General features: G+C 63.1%; 17 protein-coding genes. 10 read left to right on the forward strand and 7 right to left on the reverse strand.

Annotated elements, in window-relative coordinates; all coding sequences use genetic code 11:
- Positions 1-68: 68 nt before the first annotated feature.
- Entirely contained in the window at positions 69-1,025 is a 957-nt protein-coding gene (locus tag DN412_RS12805; protein WP_244222647.1) for a LysR family transcriptional regulator, read from the reverse strand.
- 51 nt (positions 1,026-1,076) lie between these two features.
- Between DN412_RS12805 and glaH the strand changes: the two genes are divergently transcribed.
- The 4 genes from glaH to DN412_RS12825 all read left to right on the forward strand — a co-directional run bounded on the left by glaH (position 1,077) and on the right by DN412_RS12825 (position 6,176).
- The gene (gene glaH / locus DN412_RS12810; RefSeq protein ID WP_115015921.1) at positions 1,077-2,006 is read left to right on the forward strand and encodes a glutarate dioxygenase GlaH; all 930 of its coding nucleotides are present in this window, start codon (positions 1,077-1,079) and stop codon (positions 2,004-2,006) included.
- Between the two features lie 63 nt (positions 2,007-2,069).
- Positions 2,070-3,344 carry an alpha-hydroxy acid oxidase gene (locus tag DN412_RS12815; RefSeq protein WP_115015923.1) on the forward strand — a complete coding sequence of 425 codons (1,275 nt, stop codon included), beginning with the start codon at positions 2,070-2,072 and terminating at the stop codon, positions 3,342-3,344.
- A 272-nt stretch (positions 3,345-3,616) separates the two neighbouring features.
- Complete coding sequence (locus DN412_RS12820) at positions 3,617-4,612, forward strand: Bug family tripartite tricarboxylate transporter substrate binding protein (RefSeq protein ID WP_115015925.1); 996 nt, start codon at positions 3,617-3,619, stop codon at positions 4,610-4,612.
- Between the two features lie 406 nt (positions 4,613-5,018).
- Positions 5,019-6,176 carry a porin gene (locus DN412_RS12825; protein WP_115015927.1) on the forward strand — a complete coding sequence of 386 codons (1,158 nt, stop codon included), beginning with the start codon at positions 5,019-5,021 and terminating at the stop codon, positions 6,174-6,176.
- Positions 6,177-6,278: 102 nt separating this feature from the next.
- Here DN412_RS12825 and DN412_RS12830 read toward each other — a convergent pair whose 3' ends face one another.
- The gene (locus DN412_RS12830) at positions 6,279-7,076 is read right to left on the reverse strand and encodes a TauD/TfdA dioxygenase family protein (protein WP_115015929.1); all 798 of its coding nucleotides are present in this window, start codon (positions 7,074-7,076) and stop codon (positions 6,279-6,281) included.
- A 287-nt stretch (positions 7,077-7,363) separates the two neighbouring features.
- Between DN412_RS12830 and DN412_RS12835 the strand changes: the two genes are divergently transcribed.
- The 4 genes from DN412_RS12835 to DN412_RS12850 are packed head-to-tail and all read left to right on the forward strand — an operon-like array spanning position 7,364 to position 11,318.
- The gene (locus DN412_RS12835; RefSeq protein WP_115016015.1) at positions 7,364-8,350 is read left to right on the forward strand and encodes an NADPH:quinone reductase; all 987 of its coding nucleotides are present in this window, start codon (positions 7,364-7,366) and stop codon (positions 8,348-8,350) included.
- A gap of 28 nt (positions 8,351-8,378) precedes the next feature.
- Positions 8,379-9,497, forward strand: a complete 1,119-nt coding sequence (locus tag DN412_RS12840) for a Re/Si-specific NAD(P)(+) transhydrogenase subunit alpha (RefSeq protein ID WP_115015931.1) — start codon at positions 8,379-8,381, stop codon at positions 9,495-9,497.
- Positions 9,498-9,507: 10 nt separating this feature from the next.
- A complete protein-coding gene (locus tag DN412_RS12845) occupies positions 9,508-9,858 on the forward strand; it encodes an NAD(P) transhydrogenase subunit alpha part 2 (protein ID WP_115015933.1) in 351 nt (116 codons plus the stop codon).
- The gene (locus DN412_RS12850; protein ID WP_115015935.1) at positions 9,855-11,318 is read left to right on the forward strand and encodes an NAD(P)(+) transhydrogenase (Re/Si-specific) subunit beta; all 1,464 of its coding nucleotides are present in this window, start codon (positions 9,855-9,857) and stop codon (positions 11,316-11,318) included. The genes DN412_RS12845 and DN412_RS12850 overlap by 4 nt, the downstream gene beginning before the upstream one ends.
- A 178-nt stretch (positions 11,319-11,496) precedes the next feature.
- Here the strand turns inward: DN412_RS12850 and DN412_RS12855 are convergent, their stop codons facing one another.
- Genes DN412_RS12855 through DN412_RS12870 form a run of 4 tightly spaced genes read right to left on the reverse strand, consistent with a single transcriptional unit; the run spans position 11,497 to position 15,000 of the window.
- Positions 11,497-13,134 carry a 3-(methylthio)propionyl-CoA ligase gene (locus DN412_RS12855; RefSeq protein ID WP_115015937.1) on the reverse strand — a complete coding sequence of 546 codons (1,638 nt, stop codon included), beginning with the start codon at positions 13,132-13,134 and terminating at the stop codon, positions 11,497-11,499.
- A 45-nt stretch (positions 13,135-13,179) separates the two neighbouring features.
- Positions 13,180-13,545, reverse strand: coding sequence for a hypothetical protein (locus DN412_RS12860; RefSeq protein WP_115015939.1), 366 nt, complete (start codon positions 13,543-13,545; stop codon positions 13,180-13,182).
- On the reverse strand, positions 13,542-13,997 hold the full coding sequence (locus tag DN412_RS12865) for a hypothetical protein (protein ID WP_115015941.1): 456 nt from the start codon (positions 13,995-13,997) through the stop codon (positions 13,542-13,544). Before DN412_RS12865 ends, DN412_RS12860 begins: the two co-directional genes overlap by 4 nt.
- A 19-nt stretch (positions 13,998-14,016) precedes the next feature.
- Complete coding sequence (locus DN412_RS12870) at positions 14,017-15,000, reverse strand: quinone oxidoreductase family protein (protein WP_115015943.1); 984 nt, start codon at positions 14,998-15,000, stop codon at positions 14,017-14,019.
- Between the two features lie 288 nt (positions 15,001-15,288).
- On the opposite strand from DN412_RS12870, the gene DN412_RS12875 reads away from it, so the two are divergent.
- Both DN412_RS12875 and DN412_RS12880 read left to right on the forward strand, forming a co-directional pair.
- The gene (locus tag DN412_RS12875; RefSeq protein WP_115015946.1) at positions 15,289-16,209 is read left to right on the forward strand and encodes an amidohydrolase family protein; all 921 of its coding nucleotides are present in this window, start codon (positions 15,289-15,291) and stop codon (positions 16,207-16,209) included.
- A 1-nt stretch (position 16,210) separates the two neighbouring features.
- Complete coding sequence (locus tag DN412_RS12880; RefSeq protein WP_115015948.1) at positions 16,211-17,215, forward strand: NADP-dependent oxidoreductase; 1,005 nt, start codon at positions 16,211-16,213, stop codon at positions 17,213-17,215.
- 100 nt (positions 17,216-17,315) lie between these two features.
- Here DN412_RS12880 and DN412_RS12885 read toward each other — a convergent pair whose 3' ends face one another.
- Positions 17,316-19,049: an amidohydrolase gene (locus DN412_RS12885; protein WP_208647604.1), complete on the reverse strand. Its 1,734-nt coding sequence runs from the start codon at positions 19,047-19,049 to the stop codon at positions 17,316-17,318.
- Between the last annotated feature and the right edge of the window lie 52 nt (positions 19,050-19,101).

Consider the following 19,101-nt stretch of genomic DNA (forward strand, 5'->3'; position numbering starts at 1 on the left):
CAGGTCGTCGCTGTTGTCTTCCATTTTCTCTCCTTGTGATGGACAGGTATCCGGCAAAGTATGCGAGGCTAGGATGCCCGGTCATTGAACATCTCGGTGCCGACATGCACAAATGCCCGTACCGCCGGGGAGATCTCCCGACGCCTGTGAGCCAGCACCAGGTGCACCGAGAGCTTAAAGTCGGCGATCTGCGTGTAGAAGATACCTGGCTGGGAAAACTTCTGCATTGACTCGGGCACGATGGCCACTCCATATCCCGCAGACGCGAGGCAAATTGCCGAGATGAAATCCTGGACGCGATATTCCAGATGCGGCGTGAACCCGCCGGCTTCGCCCAGGGCGGATAACGCGGATCCGAATCCTTCCTCGTCGGCAAACTGCGGGACGATGAAGGACTGATCCGCCAGCGCGCGCGCTGAAATGGTCCTTCGCCTTGCAAGGGGATGGCTTTCTGTCATGGCAGCCAGCAGCCGTTCAGTCTGTACGACTTTCGTGACAACGCCAGTCGGATAGAGCCGTCTGGGCCTGACAATTCCCACATCGATCTGGCCGTCGCTGAGCGCTTCGAGCTGCCTTGGGGTTTCCATTGGCACGACTTCGATGCGGACCATCTCATGTGATTTCCGAAATTCGCTCAGCATCATGGACAACAGGCCGCTGCTTGCGCCAGATGCGACATAGCCGACACGGATGACGCCAGCCAGCCCTCGGGCAGCCAGGCGTCCCACCTGGTCGGCTCGCTCAATGTGCCGCAACGCAGCGACAGCCTCGGCATGGAACAGGTGCCCCGCGTCGGTAAGTGACACCGGCTTCCTTTTGTTGCGGTTCAGGAGCGTGACCCCCAGATCCTGCTCAAGGCGCTGGATCTGGGTGCTGAGCCCTGACTGTGCGACCCCCAGGCGGTCTGCCGCCTTCGCAAAGTGAAGCTCTTCCGCCACGGCGAGGAAGCTCTGCAGCTGGCGAACGTCAATCATCGTTTTAATCTCGATTCCGGAACAAAGATTACAGACTTCCATCTGGATCATATCAAAGAATCCAGATGAAATAACGCCATACCACATCCATGAGAGCTAACGATGAATGCCCCGCTTCCTGCGGCAGTGCTTGCCAGCCAAGACGAGTGCCGCTTCCAGTTGTCTGCCCACCCTGATCACCATCGCATCCTGCATGTGACCGTTGAGCGCGATGCTCTGCTTGGGTTCCTGCATGACGTACGCAAGGTCGATGTTCAGAACCTGGAGTATGTCCCCTTCATGCGTTACGAGCTCGCGGACGTACTCGCGAAGCATGTCGGCGAAGACTTCGCTATAACCATCAACGAGATCGTGAAGGATCGGCAGCACGGTGGCTTTACCGTAGGCCTCCAGGGCCTGACGACGGACGCCGACGATTTCGTTCGCTTCGGCACTGCCATCGGGCATCTCCTGGGGCCCAGCAACCACGATTCGATGTCGGGCACTTACTATGCTCGCTTCCTGGTCAAGCATACGGACGACAGCGACTCCTATCTGCGCCAGGCCTATCGACTCTTTACGATGCACACCGACGGCACCTTCGTTACCGAAGCGACGGACTGGCTGTTGATGATGAAATTTGCGGAACAGAATGCAATCGGCGGCGAGTCCCGATTCCTGCATCTGGACGATTGGGAAGGGCGTGACCGGTTTGTCAGTCACCGTCTCGGGACGCAGCCTTTCCTCTACAAGGCGCCGGGGTCCAAGAATGTCAGCGAAAGGGTTGAGCGCCCGCTCTTCTTCCAGAACGAGTTTGGCTTGTCGATGTCCTTCATCGATCAGTTTGTACAGCCTCGCAATCGCGAGGAGGCCGCATTCCTGAACGACCTGTCGACTTCCATGGAGGCTTCGCCGGGAACCAGGGAAGTGTCGCTGCCCGTCGGCGACCTGGTTGTCCTGAACAACTACTTCTACCTCCACGGGCGTGCGCCGTTCGAAAGGAATGAGGCCCTGTTCCGTGAGTTGATGCGCCAGCGAGGCACGTTCGCCTAATTATCAATGTGATCCGGCGTGGCTGACAGTGACAGCGGTTGGGCCTGACAGAAGCTTCAAATCATGATGACATCTCAAACCGAAGTTGCAAGAAGCCAGGCCGTTGCAAGCACTGGAAAACCTGCCAAGCCTGCCTACGGCGTCAATCGTCAGCTTCATCGGCGACTGCGGCCGATCCTCTCGCTTGCCGATTTTGAAGTCGCGGCAAAGCGGATGCTGCCGCGCCCGATCTTTGGCTATATTGCCGGCGCCGCGGAGGATGAAAGGTCGCTTGCCGCGAACAGGACCGCTTTCGACGAGTTCAGGTTTCGTCCAAAAGTCCTGGTCGACGTGTCGGGAAGGTCGCAGGCGACCGAGATCTTCGGGCAACGCTACGCTGCGCCCTTTGGCGTGGCGCCCGTCGGAATCAGTGCGATTGCCGCTTACCGCGGCGATGTGGTCCTCGCGCAAACGGCGCGGGAAGAGCGGATACCCGCCATCATGAGCGGCACGTCGCTGATTCCGATGGAAACCGTTCACGCGGCCGCGCCAGGCACGTGGTTTCAGGCGTACCTGCCAGGTGACGCCACGCGCAGGGACGCGCTGATCGACCGGATTGAAGCGGCCGGGTTCGAAACGCTTGTCCTGACGGTGGATATCCCTGTCTGGGCCAACCGGGAGAATAACGTACGTACCGGCTTCTCCTTGCCCTTGCGACCATCTGTGCGTCTGGCATTCGATGGCGTGTTCCGGCCGCGCTGGCTGGCCGGGACGTTCGCCAGAACGCTTATTTCGAGCGGGATGCCGCATTTTGAGAATTCCTTTGCGTCTCGCGGCGCACCGATCCTGTCGGCCTCCGCCATTCGCGATACGACAGGGCGCGATCACCTGAGCTGGACGGATATCGAACGAATCCGGAAAAGATGGCGCGGCAACCTGGTCATCAAGGGCATTTTGCATAAGTCCGACGCCGAACGCGCTGTCGCCCTGGGCGCCGACGGCATCATTGTCTCGAATCACGGTGGGCGCCAACTGGACGGCGCCGTGGAACCGCTGGCAGTCCTGCCGGAGATCTGCGAGGCAGTCGCCCACAAGACAACCGTCATGATGGACAGCGGTATCCGTCGCGGCGGTGATGTCCTGAAGGCGTTGGCACTGGGAGCCCGCTTCGTCTTCCTGGGACGGCCCTTTATTTACGCTGCGGCCGTTGGGGGAGCCGAAGGCGTTCGCCACGCCATCACGCTCTTGCGCGATGAGGTCGATCGAAACATGGCCATGCTTGGCGCGACGACCATCGCAGACGTGAACGACACCGTCATCGTCCAGGGCCACGGAACCGGAAGAATTGCGTCCAGGTAAGCCAACCCCTGGTGTGCAGCCTCGGGAGGGGCGCGCGAGAAAGTCGGGAACACGCCGCTTGGCATGATCAGCACGACCTGCAACAGGCGCAGGCCCGCCGCCGGTAGCGGCACTGCGCACGCCTGTTGCTTTCACACCTTCGCTCTGGTCCCCATGGCTTGAGAAGTCTCATCATCGCGTTTTTATTGATGTCGACAAGATAAGCATCTACTATTCCTGTCGACATGAATGAGTGTCGATGAATTGATGTGAGAACTCACACAGGAGGGGACATGGCGTCAGTCAGAAGACTTTTGGCATCGCTCTCACTAACGGTGGCTGCGTTGTGCGGAGGGCCGCAAAGCTTTGCCGGACCATTGGTCGGGAAGTGGCCGGATCGACCGATCCACATGATCGTGCCGGCTTCAGCGGGTTCCGGATCGGATGTCATGGCAAGGGCAATGGCGCAACGGCTCGGCCATGCCTTGGGGCAGTCTGTCGTGGTTGAGAACAAGCCGGGCGCCAGCGGCATGATCGGCACTAACGCGGTGGTAAAGGCCGCTCCGGATGGCTACACGTTGCTGTACACGAATGCCTCGTTCGCGGTGGTTGCGCCTGCAGTCATCAGGAGTATCACGTTCGATCCGACGCGCGACCTTTTGCCCATTGCACAGACTGCGGCAGGCGGCGTACTGCTCATCGTCAACAAGGACCTGCCCGTTAGCAATTTGCGCGAACTGGTGGAGTTGGTCAAGGCTAACCCCGGGCAGTACACATACGGCACCTGGGCCAATGGCTCATCCGGAAACCTGATGATGGAGTGGTTAAAGACAAAGACAGGCATGAAGATGAGTCACGTGGCCTATCGGTCCGTCCCGCAGTTGCTGGCGGAGATGTCGGCGGGCGTCTTGAAGATTGGCTGGGCGGATCCGGTCGCGCCACTGCCATTGCTGCGGTCGGAAAGGATTCGTTGTATTGCCGTCAGCGGCAATGTTCGTGCTCCGCAGTTGCTGGACGTCCCGACCCTGGGCGAGCAGGGATTCCAGTTCGATACGGTGGGGTGGTTCGGGATGTTCGCCCCGCCTGGTACCGATGCAGCCATCGTTGCCCGCCTGGCGGACGAGGTCAACAAGATTCAAGGTTCGGAGGGTCTCAAGGAACTGATGAAGAACATGAATTTTGAACCGCCTCCCGTCAAGACTCAGAAGCAATTTCGAGACATCGTCGCTACGGACCTGAACGTCTGGAAGCAAATTGCCACGAGCTCGGATATCAAGATCGAGAACTGAGCAGCGTAGCGGTTGCGACATCCAGGCGATCGCCTGACAACCCAAACGATGGGCGGTTCTGCGTGACAGCAGTCCGCCCATTGCCATATGGGCCATCGTCCCGGTGGACAGCCGGGAGCGGCCACATCCGTCAACTTCCTGCCATTCGCGGATTCCCTATAATCTGCATAATGTCGACATCAATTAATAATGGCGCTATAGTGGCGGCCAACGCCTCCCTGCGGACATCATTGGTAGCTCAGTCGCAGGAACGAGGACAGAAAGGACCTTCCTGAAGAACGGCGCGCGCTGTCGGAACCATTCATCCGCACGTTCCCGGGAAGAAGCCTTCTGCAAGACAGACGGGGATCGCGCCTGAGCAAGTCCCCAGAAGACGTTGCACTACATCAATGGAGGAGAAAACAAGATGCAGAAAACCATTCTGGCCGTTGCCGCGTGCTGTGCCTGCGGCGCGGTCCAGGCGCAGTCCAGCGTCACGTTGTATGGGGTGGCTGACGCCAATGTGGAATATGTCAATCACGTCGGCGCTCCGCCTCAGGCAAGCAATAACTTCAATCCGGGGCCGGCGAACAATGTCTTTCGCGAGAATTCCGGAGGCCTTTCGGGCTCACGCTGGGGCCTGCGCGGCACCGAGGATCTTGGCGGGGGGCTGAAGTCCGTCTTCGCGCTCGAAGGCGGCTTCAATATCGATTCCGGCCTGGCGCAACAGGGGGGGCGCTTGTTCGGCCGCCAGGCCTTTGTCGGCTTGCAGACGAACTACGGTCAGCTTATCTTCGGCCGCCAGTACACATCGCTGTTCAGTACCGTGGCGAACTTCGTTCCGGCACGCTTTGCCACCCAGTATGAACCGGCCGCGCTGATTACCGGCTTCAACTATCGGGAGGACAATACCGTCAAGTACACCGGCGTGTTCGGTCCACTGACAGCGATGGCGCATTGGACGTTCGGCGCCGGCCTGACCCTGCCGCGAACCAGTCCGACTGCCGTCACCGCCGGCGGCAACGGCGAAGTCCCGGGGGAGTTTCGCCGCGACACGGGCTACGGCGCAGCGCTGTCATACGGCGCCGGCCTCTTCAGGCTGGGCGTGGGCTACGACCAGTGGAACCCGACCATCGGCACCGGCTCCGGCACCTACAAGAAGGCTGCCGTGATGGCCAACTTTGGTACCGACAAGGCCAATGTCAGCGCCGGCTATCGCTGGGGACAGAATCGTGACCAGAATGGCGCCTTGTTGCTGCGAGATGACTTCTACTGGGTCGGCGGCAATTACAAGGTCTTGAATGATCTCACCCTGACACTTGAGTACAACTACCAGGACGTCAAGAGCCTGGCGGGAAGCCCCAATTTCACCAACCCCTGGCAGATTGCCTTTATCGCTGACTATGCCTTGTCGAAGCGCACCGATGTCTATCTGACGACGGCCTATGCCAAGCATGCGGGCCTGGCGCTGGATTCCGCGGCAACCGGGTATGCGACCAGTCTCGCGCTGGGCAACAGCTATGCACTCGGTGCGGGCCAGTCTTCGATGCTTGGGGTTGCACTTGGCATCCGCCATATCTTCTGAGCGCCTGGTTTAATCATCCCCGTTCGTCTCGCGAACGGGGATTGCCGGGGTGCCGCGCAGCGTTCTGCAACCTGGCTGCGCGCGCACCGGATATGCTCCCTCTTACATCGGAACTTCCCCCTTCAGCGTAACGCGATTGAGCACACGCTCCTGGCTTCCGTAGTCGTGCACGGCGTAGTGCATGGTGCAGCGGTTATCCCACATGACAACGTCGCCGCGGCTCCAGATGTGCCGATAGACATTGTCTGGGGTGGTGGAGTGCTGGTAAAGGTAGTTGAGCAGCGGGCGGCTTTCTTCCATGGTCCACCCTTCGATCCCAAGCACGTTTTCGTCGTGGGCGATATACAAGGCCTGGCGTCCCGTTTCGGGATGCGTGCGCACGATCGGATGCACTGCCTGCGGTATGTCCTTTTCCGCGACCCCGAGCATGCGTCCGAGCCGCGAGCCGCGAAAGCGCAGTTTCAATCCCTGGAGTGTCTCGCGCAGCCCGGGAGACAGCCGTTCGTAGGCAAGATACTGATTCGACCACATCGTGTCCCCACCGTGAGGCACATGGACGGCGCTCAGGATCGAAACCTTCGGTGGCACCGCGGTGAAGGGGGCGTCATAGTGCCACGCTTCGGTGGATGCAGTTTCCTTCGGGATCTTGGTGATCTGCACCACTTCCGGATAGCCGTCGAGGGGCTGGAGCATTGCGGTGACGACGGGCTCGCCCCAGCGACTGGCAAAGGCCAGCTGCTCTCGGGGCTGAATATGCTGACCTCTGAAGACCAGCGTGCAATGGTCCAGGAACGCGCGCTGCAGAAGCTCGAACTGCGCATCGTCAAGCGGTTCGTTCAGGTTGATGCCATCGACCGATGCGCCGACGGAACCCGTAGTGGGCGTGATCTTCACAGCCATACACATCTCCTTGCCTGGTCTTGACTGCCCGTCCGATCGGCGGGCGCTGACTGGACGCGCGGCGAGCCGACGTTGCGTTCCAGGTTCAGGCAAGCATAGTCTATTTATGTCGACAAAAACAACAGTGAGTGTATAGTTGCGATGGCCGGGACCCATGTCGATTCACGGAACTGCGAGGAGACTCAGATGGAACGTCATCAATTTGGCCAGACAGGGTGGGGGCGATTCCTTCGCATCACAAGGCCTGGCCTGACCGGGGCCTTGCGGTCTGGACGGAGGTGCTTGCCATGATGGCGGTCTGGTACGACCGGCAAGGGCCGGCGCCGCAGGTATTGCAGCATGGGGAATTGCCGACGCCGCAGCCTGGCCCAGGCGAGGTGCGTGTTCGCCTTTACGCATCAGCGGTCAATCCCGCGGATGCCAACCGGCGCGCGGGACGCATGCACACCATGGAGTTCCCGCGCATCGTTCCCCATAGCGACGGGGCGGGCATGATCGACGCCGTCGGGCCGGGCATTGATTCGAACATGGTGGGTGCGCGCGTGTGGATCTGCTTCGGCCAGCGGGGCAGGCCGTTTGGAACCGCTGCGCAATACATCTGCTTGCCCCTGGAGCTTACACAACCATTGCCTGAAGCGATCGCATTCACGCAGGGCGCTTGCCTGGGCATTCCTGGCCTGACCGCTTACTGCAGCCTGTTCCTGGCGGGGCCGATCGCGGGGAAGACCGTTCTGGTCACGGGGGCCGCCGGCGCGGTGGGGCATTACACCGTGCAACTCGCCAAATGGGCGGGCGCGCGCGTGATCGCGACGGTCAGTTCACCGGAGAAGAAGGCGCACGCCGAGCGTGGTGGGGCGGACGCGGTCATCGACTACACCATGCCCGATGCAGCCGCGCGAATTTTCGAGGCGACGGCGGGCAAGGGCGTGGAGCACATCGTGGATGTAGATGCCATCGGGAACCTGGCATTGTGCCTGGAGGTGGCGGCAAATCACGCGCACTGGATTTCTTACGCCGTGGGCCCCGACTCCAGCCACGCATTGCCGCTGGCCCGGCTGATACGCAAGAACATCAGCCTGCGCGGCCTGTATATGCCCGATATCGCGCCATCGCTGCGCAGAGAGGCGCAGCAAGGGCTGACGCGATGGCTGGCCGAGGTGCCGGACGCTGTTCACGCCGTGCACAAGGTATTCCCGCTGCGGGAGACGGCACTGGCCCACGCCGAAGTCGAGGCGCGCAGCAAGCTTGGCACGGTCGTGGTGAGCTGCGAATGATCATTAACTCGTGTGAAGTGAAGGTGCTATGAAAATAGGCATTCCAATCGAAATCCAGGCGGGAGAGCAGCGGGTTGCCGCCACCCCCGAAACGGTCAGGAAATTTGTGGCACAGGGCCACCAGGTCCTGGTGCAGGCGGGCGCAGGGGTGCGCGCGAGCCAGACCGACGCGGCATATGAGGCGGCCGGCGCTCGCATCGGCACGGCCGCCGAGGCGCTGGGCGCGGACCTGGTGCTGAAAGTGCGGGCGCCCGATATCGTGGAGCTGGCGCAGATGCGGCCCGGTGCGGCACTGGTCGGCATGCTGAACCCGTTTGATGTCCAGAACCAGGCGCGCATGGCGGCTGCCGGTATCACCGCCTTTGCGCTGGAAGCCGCGCCGCGCACCACGCGCGCGCAGAGCATGGACGTGCTGTCGTCGCAGGCCAATATCGCCGGCTACAAGGCCGTGCTGGTGGCCGCGCGCCACTACCAGCGCTTCATGCCGATGCTGATGACCGCCGCCGGCACCGTCAAGGCCGCGCGCGTGCTGATCCTGGGCGCCGGCGTGGCAGGCCTGCAGGCCATTGCCACGGCCAAGCGGCTGGGCGCGGTGATCGAGGCCTCCGACGTGCGCCCCGCGGTCAAGGAGCAGATCGAATCGCTGGGCGGCAAGTTCCTCGACGTGCCGTTCCTGACCGATGAAGAGCGCGAGATCGCGCAGGGCGTGGGCGGCTATGCCCGCCCGATGCCGCCGGACTGGATGAAGCGCCAGGCCGAGCTGGTGCACCAGCGCGCGATCCAGGCCGACATCGTCATCACCACGGCGCTGATCCCGGGCCGCAAGGCGCCGGTGCCGCTGCAGGAAGCGACCGTGCAGCAGATGAAGCCGGGCTCGGTGGTGGTGGACCTGGCCGCCGTGCAGGGCGGCAACTGCCCGCTGACGGTGGCCGACGAGGTGGTCAACCACAACGGCGTCATCATCATCGGGCACACCAACCTGGCCAGCATGGTGGCGGCCGACGCCTCGGCGCTCTATGCCCGCAACGTGCTGGATTTCCTCAAGCTGATCCTGGACAAGGATGGGAAGCTGGTTGTCAATCAGGAAGACGACATCGTCGCTGCCTGCCTGATGACCGGGCGTGACGAAATGGCGCTGGCCAGTTAAGGAGACTGCGATGGAAATCGTAAGCCATACGGTGATTAACCTGATTATTTTCGTGCTGGCGATCTACGTGGGCTACCACGTGGTCTGGACGGTCACCCCCGCGCTGCATACGCCGCTGATGGCCGTGACCAATGCCATCTCGGCCATCATCATCGTCGGCGCGATGCTGGCCGCGGGCCTGACCGAAGGCTATGTCGGCCGGACCATGGGCACGCTGGCGGTGGCACTGGCTGCGGTCAATGTGTTCGGCGGCTTCCTGGTCACGCAACGCATGCTGGAGATGTTCAGGAAGAAGGCGCCGAGACCGGTGCAGAAGGCAGCGGCCCGCGCCGACGGCAAACTGGCGGAGGCAGCACAATGAACGGCCTGTCCATGAACATGGTGACCCTTGCCTATCTGGGGGCTTCGGTCTGCTTCATCCAGTCCCTCAAAGGCCTGTCGCATCCGGCCTCTGCCCGCAAGGGCAACGCCTTCGGCATCGCCGGCATGGTGGTGGCGGTGCTGACCACGGTGGCGCTGATTGCCAGGCTCAGGGCCGAGTTCGCGGCGGCGGGCACGGCGCAGTCGTCGGGCGTTTCGCTGATCCTGGCGGCGCTGGTGGTTGGTGGCGGCATCGGCGCCTGCCTGGCGAAGCGCGTCGAGATGACCAAGATGCCCGAACTGGTTGCGGCGATGCACTCGCTGATCGGTCTCGCGGCAGTGTGCATCGCGGTGGCGGCCGTGGCCGAGCCGGCCGCGTTCGGCATCGCGCCGGCGGGCTCACACCTGATTCCGCTGGGCAACCGCATCGAGCTCTTCATCGGCTGCTTCGTCGGCGCGATCACGTTCTCGGGCTCGGTGATCGCCTTCGGCAAGCTGGCCGGCCGCTACAAGTTCCGCCTGTTCCAGGGCGCGCCGGTGGCGTTCGCCGGCCAGCACTGGCTGAACCTGGCCCTGGCCATTGTGATGATCGGCGCCGGCACTGCGTTCTTCCTCACCCAGGCGTGGATGCCGTTCCTGATCATGCTGGCGATCGCCTTCGTGCTGGGCGTGCTCATCATCATCCCGATCGGCGGTGCCGACATGCCGGTGGTGGTGTCGATGCTGAATTCGTACTCGGGCTGGGCGGCGGCGGGTATCGGCTTCTCGCTGAACAACCCGATGCTGATCATCGCGGGCTCGCTGGTGGGATCAAGCGGTGCCATCCTCTCGTACATCATGTGCCGCGCGATGAACCGTTCGTTCTTCAACGTGATCCTGGGCGGCTTCGGCGGTGATGCGTCGGCAGGCGCGGCCGCCGGCGCGCAGGCGCAGCGCAATGTGAAGGCGGGCTCCGCCGACGATGCGGCGTTCCTGATGGGCAATGCCGAGACCGTGATCATCGTGCCGGGCTACGGCCTGGCGGTGGCGCGCGCGCAGCACGCGCTCAAGGAACTGACCGAGAAGCTGACGGAAAAGGGCGTGACCGTGAAGTACGCGATCCACCCCGTGGCGGGCCGCATGCCGGGTCATATGAACGTGCTGCTGGCCGAGGCCGAGGTGCCCTACGACCAGGTCTTCGAGATGGAAGACATCAACAGCGAGTTCGGCCAGGCCGACGTGGTGCTCGTGCTGGGCGCCAACGACGTGGTCAACCCGGCGGCCAAGAACGACCCCAAGTCGCCGATCGCCGGCATGCCGATCCTGGAGGCGTACAAGGCCAAGACCATCATTGTGAACAAGCGTTCGATGGCCGCCGGCTACGCCGGGCTGGACAACGAGCTGTTCTACATGGACAAGACCATGATGGTGTTCGGCGACGCCAAGAAGGTGGTCGAGGACATGGTCAAGGCCGCGGCCTGATGACCGCGGGAGGGCGGCTGGCTGGCCGCCCACCCGCGGTCGGATGCCGACCCAGGCATTCAGCGCCGATCTGCCCGGGAGCGAGCAGCAGTTGAGCAGTGGGTTCCTGGGCGTTGACCAGACGCAAAAACGGCCGCGCTTGCGCGGCCGTCTCGGATTTCCAGGCGTCACCCACTGATCAGTGGGTGTTCCCCTGGCGCGCATGCAGGAAATGCCGCTGGTAGCGCTCCCGCAGCGGACCCTTCAGCATTTTCCCGGTCGCCCCCAAAGGAATCTCGTCAACGAAGACCACATCGTCCGGCGTCCACCATTTCGCGATCTTGCCGCAAAAGTAGTCGAGCAGTTGTTCGCGTTTCATGGCGCTGTCCGGCTTGCGCACCACAACCAGCAGAGGGCGCTCATCCCACTTCGCGTGCGCCACGCCGATGCACGCCGCCATGGACACCTCGGGATGGCCCATGGCGATGTTCTCCAGTTCGATCGAGCTGATCCATTCTCCGCCGGACTTGATGACATCCTTGGTCCGGTCGGTAATCTGCATGAAGCCGTCGGCATCGATGGTGGCGATATCGCCGGTCGGAAACCAGCCATCCACGAGGGGACTGTCGCCGTCTTGCCGATAATATTGGGAAAGCACCCAGGGGCCGCACACCAGGAGGTGACCTGCAGAGGTGCCGTCCCGTGGCAATTCCGCGCCGCTGTCGTCGACCACCTTGAGGTCGATGCCGAAAACGCAGCGCCCTTGCTTGGCCTGGATCGCATATCTTTGCTCGGGCGGCAGACGCCGCTGCGCCCCGGTCAATACGGCGGCCGAGCCGAACGGGCTGGTCTCGGTCATGCCCCATCCGTGGATGACGTGGATGCCATAGTCCTCCTCGAAGGCGCGCAGCATTGCCAGCGGGCAGGCGGATCCGCCGATCACGGTGCGCTTCATGGCGCTGAAACGCAGCCCGCCTGCGATGACGTGATCCAGCAACCCTTGCCACACGGTCGGCACGCCGGCGGACATGGTGACTTGTTCGGCTTCGAACAAGTCGTAGAGCGACTTGCCGTCGAGCGCGGGGCCGGGAAAGACGATCTTCGCTCCCACCATGCAGGCGGAATAGGGCAAGCCCCAGGCATTGACGTGGAACATTGGCACCACGGGCAGGACGCAGTCGCTGGCGGACAGGTTCATGGAGTCGGGGAGGGCGCCGCCGTATGCATGCAGCACCGTCGATCGATGGCTGTACAGTACGCCTTTCGGATTGCCGGTGGTGCCGCTGGTGTAGCACAGGGATGACGCCCGATTCTCGTCGAAGGCGGGCCAGCTGTAGTGGTCATCCTGCGCGCCGACCAGATCTTCGTAGCACACCAGCCTGAGGCTGGAGACCGGCATGTGGGCGCGGTCCGTCATGACTACCAGGTGCCTGACCGAAGCGAGCCGGCCAGCGAGCGCCTCAATCTGCGGGAGAAATGTCAGGTCGAAGCACAGCACCTGGTCCTGCGCATGCTCGACGATCCAGGCGAGCTGGTCGGGATGGAGCCGGGGATTGAGCGTATGCAGCACGGCTCCCGATCCGGAAGCCGAGAAGTACAGCTCCAGGTGCCGATAGCCGTTCCACGCCAGTGTCCCGACCCGCTCGCCGGCCTCGACCCCAAGCTCGCGCAGCGCCTTGGCAAGACGGCGGGACCGCGATGCCATCTGCGCAAAGGTATAGCGGTGGATGTCGCCTTCGGTGCGGCGCGAGACGATCTCCTGCCTGCCATGATGCCGCTCGGCATGCTGGAGCAGCGATGAGATCAGCAACGGTTGTTGCATCATTTGACCGAGCATGGATGTCTCCTCTGTCGTTTCGTCCTGATGGATTGTGATCCGGGCTCAGCCGGCACGGCGGGCCCGCTCGCCGATCTGCTGCAGCAGGGTCAGCGCGTGCCGTGCCGCCGCCCGTCCGCCCTCGACGTCTCCGCGGACGAAGAGCGGGCGCAGTTCCTCGATTTCCCCAAGGGCACGCAGCACGTCGGGCTCGACAATCGAGTACTTGCGCAAGGTGTTGACCACCAGCATGCTGGTATGGACGATATCCGTGCCATGCTCCGACACGCCGTGCCGGTGGAGCGCATAGTTCGCCCAGTGGGTGCCGGCAAGCATGGCGGCTTCGATCTGCATCTCCCAGTCGTCGTCGCGGCAGACCGCAAGCGAACGTTCGATACGTTCGGCAACGCGGCGATGTGATTCCGGATTCATTGCTGGCTCCCTTCGCAGTAGTGCTGCACGATCGATGTGACCTCGGCAAAGGCGTGGTCGCATGCCCTGACAATCTCCGACGTCGCCGCGACGCCCTCGCGGATGCAGGGGTCCCGATAGCGCTCGATCGCCTCGAGCGCGTGCTCCAGGGACCGGATCGGAGCCGGGATCTCGCCTTCAATCGGTGGCCAGCCCACGTGGCTGACGTCGCCAGGGCCGCGTAGCGCCCTGGCGTAGCTTCCGTCTGCCTGGCGCACCATGTGCACGCCGGGGATGGTGGAGAACACCGGGTCGTCGCTGGTGAGCCCTGCCAGGTGCAGGCTGGCGTTGAGCGCGTTGGTGCCGGCGGTGAGTGTCGTCCAGAACCAGAGTTCGAAGTCCTCCAGCGGATCGAAGCGCTGGCGCAGGGAACTGAGCCGCCTGAACTTGTCGAGGTGCGATGGCACTTGCATGATGGATGTGCTCCCATGGTCAGGCCGAAGCCTGGTCGACAGTCAGGACGATCTTGCCGATATGCTGGTCGGTCTCCATGTAGGCGTGCGCCTGCGCGATATCCTCAAGGGGATAGCTGCGATCGATCGGCAGCGACAGACGGCCCGCATTCAGGTGGGGCACCAGGTCATTCGCGCATGCCTGCACACAGGCAAGGCGTTCCGCCTCGGTGCGCGTGCGGAAGGTGACGCCGATCAGCTTCAGGCGCCGCAACCACAGCAGTTCCAGATTGATGGCCGCGGTGCTGGAGCCAAGCCGGCCAATATTGACCAGCCGCCCCTTGACCGCCAGGCATTGGAGGTTGGTTTCGAAAACCGTGCCGCCCACCGAGTCGATGACAATGTCGACGCCGCGATTGCCCGTGAGCTTCATGACGGCTTCCAGCAGGTCTTGCCTGGAAATGTCAATGACATGCTCAATGCCGAGCTGCCTGAGTTGCTCCACTTTGGCCGCCGATCGCGACGTGGCGATCACCATTCCCGCGCCCATGGCACGGGCGATCTGGATTGCGGCGAGCCCGATGCCGCTGGACGCGGCATTGACCAGTACGGTCTCACCCGGCTTCAGCTGGCCGTTGGTGATCAGGGCGTCGTGGGCGGTGATCAGCACATTGGGCAACGCCGCCGCCTGCACCCATGGCAGGGTCCCGGGCACGCGGATCAGCGCCAGCGGATCGGCCAGCACGTACTCGGCCTGCCCACCGTTGCCGTGGCCAATCACTCTGTCACCCGGCTCCCAGCCGGCTACCTCCGCGCCGACGGCCGCGACTTCCCCCGCGAATTCTACGCCGGCGGGCAGGGGATGCCCTTCGCGTGCGCGCTTGACGATATTGATTTCGCCACGGTTCAGCCCCGATGCTCGTACGCGCACCAGGATCTGGCCGGCGGCCGGGACCGGCGTTGGCACATCGACGAGCTTCAGGGTGCCACCTTCCGCTCCGGGAAATATGCGTACCGCTTTCATGTCTGTTCCTCCACTCGGTTGTCGACGAGCTGTCGTTACCTGCTTCGGCAGCATCGGGCACGGTCAGTGTAGCAGCTAAAAATAATTAATGTCGACATGTAAGATGGCGGCAGGCCGTGCCTGGTAATTGCCGGCACGCATCGCAACTTCTCATGTGCAACGGCTTGATATTTTCTGTCGATTGATGTCGACATAAATAAAAAGGACGAGTATATTGGTCCCTACAGGCTTAGGGCGCCTGTCCGTTTCGCTCCCGCGAACCCCTACACTGAGCCATGGAGACTGAACATGACCGATCCCCGCCTTGCCCGCCTCGCCGGTAAGATCATTGACTTCCGCCTGCGTCCGCCGACCGGGCCCTACCGTACGTTCTTTACGACCAATGTGGTCGGCGCGGTCAATCGCATCCTGGGGCAACCCGTTCCCCGCTCTTACACCGTGAGCACCGAGCCCTACCCGCATTCGGAGGAACGCGCACTGCGTGCGCTGATCGACGAAATGGATAGCGTGGGCGTGCGCATCGGCGTGATGAACGGCCGCCATTCCGTCAATCGTCCGGTGCCGGTGCATATCGAGGACACCGACCTGGCGGCGCTGACCAAGCGTACGGACAATCGCGTGCTGGGTCTTGCCGGCGTGGATTTCGACAAGCCGATGAACGAGATCCTGGATGGGCTGGACACCGCGGTCAAGGAGCTTGGCCTGGTCGGCATTTGCGTTGAGCCGGGGCTGGCGCGCACGCCGATGTATGCCGACGACGAGAGGCTCTTTCCGTTCTACGAGAAGGTGGCGGAATTAAAGGTGCCGCTGCTGTTCATGACCGGTCCGCTGGCCGGCCCGGATATCAGCCACACCGACCCGGTGCGCTTCGATCGCGTCGCGCGCCGCTACTCGACCATGCCGGTGGTGCTTGGGCACGGCTGCTACCCGTACGTGACCGAGGCGGTGTCGCTGGCGTTCAAGAGCGAGGTGACCGGCCTGATGAACGTGTTCCTGTCGCCCGACGTGTATATGTTTGCCCCGGGCGGCAGCGGTTACGTGGAAGGGCTGAACTGGCTGCCGAACCGGTTCATCTACGCCTCCGCCTATTCGTTCTGCGGCGTGGAAGAAGGGGTGCGCGAAACCCTCAAGCTGCCGATCCGGGACGAGGCGCTGGACGCCTACATGTATCGCAACGCCGAAGCGCTGCTGCGCGCCGTGGAGGGCTGAGATGACGGACCTCAATACGCAGATCGTGATGAAACGCCATCCCGCTGGGATGGTTTCGGAGGACGATTTCTCCGTGGTGCAGGCACCGCTGCCGACGCTCCAGGAAGGGCAAGCGCTGGTGCGCAATCTGGTCCTGTCGCTGGACCCGTACATGCGCCCGCGCATGGATCCGCTGCGCTCCTACGCTGAGCCGCTGAAGCCAGGCGAACTGATGCCCGGCGGTACCGTCGGGGAAGTCGTGCAAAGCCGCGACCCTGAGTTGCCGCCGGGCACCCTGGTTGCGGCGCTGCTTGGCTGGCAATCGCACGGCGTGGTGACCAAGGCAACGGTGCGCGTGCTCGATCCGGGCATGAAGCAGCCGTCGGCGGCGCTGAGCGTGCTGGGCATGACCGGCGTGACCGCCCACTACGGCATCGTCAAGCTGGGCCAGCCCAAGCCGGGCGAGACGGTGGTCGTGACCGCGGCTTCCGGCGCCGTCGGCGGCATTGCCGGCCAGATTGCCAAGCTTAAAGGCTGCCGCGTGGTGGGCATCGCCGGCGGCCCGGAAAAGTGCCGCTACGTTGTCGAGGAACTGGGCTTCGATGCCTGCGTCGACTATCGCGCGCCGGATTTTGAGGCGCAACTCGCCGCGGCCACGCCCAACTATGTGGACGTCCTGTTCGAGAACGTGGGCGGTCCGGTCATGGATGCGGTCCTGCAGCGGATCAACGATCACGCCCGCATCGCGCTGTGCGGCAACGTCAGCCAGTACAACGCCAGGGAGCCCTACGGCCTGAAGGGGATGCGGCAGCTGTTGATGCATCGCGTCACGACCTATGCGTTCGTGATCGCCGATCACCGCGACTACTGGCCGACCGCGCTGGCGGATCTGTCCGCGTGGCACCGCGAGGGCAAGCTGCGTTTCAAGGAAGATGTAGTGGAAGGGCTGGGCAACGCCCCGGCAGCCTTTATCCGGATGCTCACCGGCCGCAATTTCGGCAAGCAACTGGTCCGGATCGCCGCCTGAGCGGATGCCGGCCCGTCAGGTGATCGCGGCAATGCCGGCGGCGCTGCGATCACTGCCGGCGGGCAGCGTACCGCTGCGACCGCCGGCCGGGCCAATCTCCTCACCGTGAGTAGAGGGTCTTCCCGCCCACGATGGTCTCGAACACCTGGATATCCTTGATCCGTGCCGGGTCGTCCAGCGGGCTGGCGGACAGGATGGCGAAGTCCGCGAGCTTGCCTGGTTCGATCGAGCCACGGCTGTCTTCCTCGAAGGACTGCCACGCGGAGTCGATGGTGACCGCGCGCAGCGCCTGGGTCGCAGTGATGCGCTCCGCCGCACCGATCACCTTGCCGCTGCTCGAAATCCGGTTGACCGCGGACCACATCAGGCGCAGCGGATCCATCGGCACGACTGGCGTGTCGGTGTGGATGGTGAACCGCACACCGCGCTTGAGCGCGGATTCAAGCGGGCTGATGCGCATGGCGCGCTGCGGCCCGAGGAAGACGTCGCGGTGCCGGTCGCCCCAGTAGTAGGTATGCAGGACAAAGAAGGACGGAATGACGCCCAGTGCCTTCATCTTGTCGAGCTGGTCGTCGCGCGCTGTCTGCGAGTGCACGATGACGTGGCGCGCATCGGGACGGGGGAAGGCCTTCTGCGCTTCGCTGAACGCGAACAGGATGTCGTCGATGGCGGCATCCCCGTTGCCGTGGATGGCAATCTGCCGGCCGGCCTTGTGCTGTTCGAGCACCAACGCGGCAAGCTGGTCGCGCGGCATGGTGGGGTAGCCGCGATAGCTGTCGTCCTTGCCCGGTGCGTGCACGTGGTATGGCTCGCTCAGGTAGCCGGTGTAGCCCTGGATCGAGCCGTCACTGAAGATCTTGGTTGCGCCGATCTTGAGCAATTGCGGATCCGGCGAGTGGAACTCGGCCTTGCCGTCGATCAGTGCCTTGGCCACGGGAGCGGTCGGCCAGATTACCAGGCGAACCTGCAGTTGCCCCTGGGCCGCCGCGTCCTGCAGCATGGGCAGCAGTTTGGGATTGCCGAAGGCGCCGTCCTGCGCTGTCGTCACGCCTTTGGCCGTGTAGATTTCGGTGGCCTTGCGGATTGCCTCAAGATTCTGCTCGCGGCTCAGGGCCGGTATCCTGGCCGCCACCGGCGCTAGCGCGGTGGTCTCTTCCAGTACGCCATTCAGCTCGCCCGCGGCATCACGGCGGAATTCTCCGCCCTGCGGATTCGGCGTGTTCCTGGTGAGCTGCGCCAGTTCCAGCGCCTTGCTGTTGGCAACGGCAAAGTGACCCGATACGTGGCGAATGAAGATCGGGTGATCGGTGGATGCCCGGTCCAGGTCGGCTCGGGTCGGGTGCCGTTTCTCTGCGACCAGGGTGTCGTCATAGCCGTTGCCAAGAATCCATTCGCCCTTGGGCGTGCTTTCGGCCTTGCGCTTCAGGCGCGCGACGATCTCGTCGATGTTCTTGACGTTGCCGACGGGCGCACTGCTCAGATCGACCGAGAACGCCGCGGCGGCACCGGTCGACAGGAAATGGCTGTGCGCGTCGACGAAGCCGGGGATCATGGTCTTCCCCTGGAGGTCGACCACCTTGGTGCCCGGCCCGGCCAGTGCCTCGATTTCGCCCTTGCGTCCTACTGCCTGGATGCGGCCGTCGCGTACGGCGACCGCTTCCGCGGTGCGGTTGCCGGCGTCGACGGTCAGCACCTTGCCGTTGATATAGATCGCGTCTGCAGTCGTGGCCGTACTCTGCGCGGCCGCGCAAACTGACGCGCCTGCGACGCTGCCTGCCGCAAGTGTCAATGTCAGGGCATATCTGGCGGATCGCATCATCCTGGTCGCTCTCATACTCGGGTTTCTCCTCGCTTGTAGTTGTCTTTGGTTCTGCCTGCGGTGTCTT

It is taken from the genome of Cupriavidus lacunae (genome assembly GCF_003353055.1).
GTDB classification, from domain to species: domain Bacteria; phylum Pseudomonadota; class Gammaproteobacteria; order Burkholderiales; family Burkholderiaceae; genus Cupriavidus; species Cupriavidus lacunae.